The 1,999-nt window shown below is 69.9% G+C and carries 2 protein-coding genes; both read left to right on the top strand.

All coding sequences use genetic code 11. The features are described 5' to 3' along the window. A partial coding sequence (locus ACN269_RS34090) for an alpha-hydroxy-acid oxidizing protein (protein ID WP_421477368.1) occupies positions 1-945 on the top strand: 945 nt, incomplete at its 5' end. A 32-nt stretch (positions 946-977) separates the two neighbouring features. Further along, positions 978-1,880, top strand: coding sequence for a tyrosine recombinase XerC (locus ACN269_RS34085; RefSeq protein WP_421477366.1), 903 nt, complete (start codon positions 978-980; stop codon positions 1,878-1,880). Positions 1,881-1,999 lie beyond the last annotated feature (119 nt).

Below are 1,999 nucleotides of genomic sequence, written 5' to 3'. Positions count from 1 at the left end.
AACGCGCACCGCGAGCGCGACCTGTCGCTCGAGATGTTCGGGCTCGCATTGCCGTCCCCGCTGTTCATGGCGCCCATCGGCGTCACCGGGTTGTGCACTCAGGACGGACACGGTGACCTGGCCGCCGCCCGAGCGGCCGCCACCACCGGGGTTCCGATGGTGATCTCCACGCTGACCGAGGACCCGATGGAAGACATCGCGACCGAATTCGGCGACACCCCAGGGTTTTTCCAGCTCTACACCCCAACCGACCGGGAACTGGCCGCCAGCTTCGTCAGTCGTGCCGAGGCTGCCGGATACCGCGGCATCATCGTCACCCTGGACACCTGGGTGCCCGGCTGGCGACCCCGCGATCTGGCGACGTCGAACTTTCCTCAACTTCGGGGCCGCTGTCTGGCGAACTACTACACCGATCCGGTGTTCCGCGCCGCGCTGCCCCAGCCACCCGAGGAGAACCCGCAGGCCGCCGTCATGCACTTCGTGCAGGTCTTCGGCAACCCGCTCACCTGGGATGATCTGCCGTGGCTGCGGTCGCTCACCACGTTGCCGTTGATCGTCAAGGGGATCTGCCATCCCGACGACGCGCGACGCGCCATCGACGGTGGCGTCGACGGCATCTACTGCTCCAATCACGGTGGCCGCCAAGCCAATGGCGGATTGCCGGCGATCGATTGCCTGCCCGCGGTGGTTGAGGCCTGCAACGGCGTGCCGGTGCTGTTCGACTCCGGTATCCGCAGCGGCGCCGACATCGTCAAAGCACTGGCGCTCGGGGCCACCGCGGTGGGCATCGGACGGCCGTATGCCTACGGGCTGGCGCTCGGCGGCGCCGACGGCGTGGTGCACGTGCTGCGCTCGCTGCTGGCCGAGGCCGACCTGATCATGGCCGTCGACGGCTATCCGACCCGGGCTGATCTCACTCCGGACACACTGCGGCGCGTCATCTGACCGGTCCCGCCGCGGTCTGTCACGGTGGGCACGTGGACGCCCTGCTCGCCGAATTCGACGATCACCTGGCCCTGGAGCGGGGCCGGTCGGCGCACACCCGGCGGGCCTACCGTGGCGACCTGCGGTCGCTGTTCGACTTCGTCGACGAGCGTGCCCCCGGAGCCGGGCTGTCCGGTTTGACGCTGCCGGTGCTGCGGTCGTGGCTGGCTGCTCAGGCCGGTGCTGGTGCGGCCCGCACCACACTGGCGCGACGCACGTCGGCGGTCAAGACGTTCACCGGGTGGGCGGTGCGACGCGGGCTGCTGGCGGCCGACCCGGCCGCACGGCTGCAGATGCCCAAGGCCCGACGGACCCTGCCGGCGGTGCTACGCCAGGACCAGGCACTCGACGCCATGTCGGCGGCCACCTCCGGTGCGCAGCAGGGTGACCCACTCGCGCTGCGCGACCGGCTGATCGTGGAAATGCTCTACGCCACCGGGATCCGGGTCAGCGAACTGTGTGGGCTCGACGTCGATGACGTCGATACCTCGCGACGGGTGCTGCGCGTTCTCGGCAAGGGCGACAAGCAGCGCACCGTGCCGTTCGGCGAGCCGGCCGCCGTCGCGCTGGAATCCTGGCTGTCGGCGGGCCGACCGGCGTTGGCCACCGGCAAGTCGGGGCCGGCGCTGCTGCTCGGCGCCCGCGGCGGCCGTCTCGACCAGCGGCAGGCCCGGACCGTCGTGCACCAGACCGTTGCCGCGGTGGGCGGCGCGCCCGATATCGGCCCGCACGGGCTACGCCACAGCGCGGCCACCCATCTGCTGGAAGGTGGCGCGGACCTGCGCATGGTGCAGGAGTTACTCGGCCATTCGACGCTGGCCACCACCCAGCTCTACACCCACGTGACGGTGGCACGGCTGCGCGCGGTGCACGACCAGGCCCACCCCCGCGCCTGATTTCCACTCGTCTCAGCCGAAACTGAAGATATGCGCGAAGTTTTCGCGATTTCTCGCACACAAGCTCAGACTCGGCGCAGTCAACCGGACAGTGGTTTGAGCCGGATCGGGGTGGACGT

This window comes from Micromonospora sp. WMMD736, assembly GCF_049179015.1.
GTDB lineage: Bacteria > Actinomycetota > Actinomycetes > Mycobacteriales > Micromonosporaceae > Micromonospora.
This window is presented reverse-complemented; position numbering and strand designations above follow the sequence as displayed.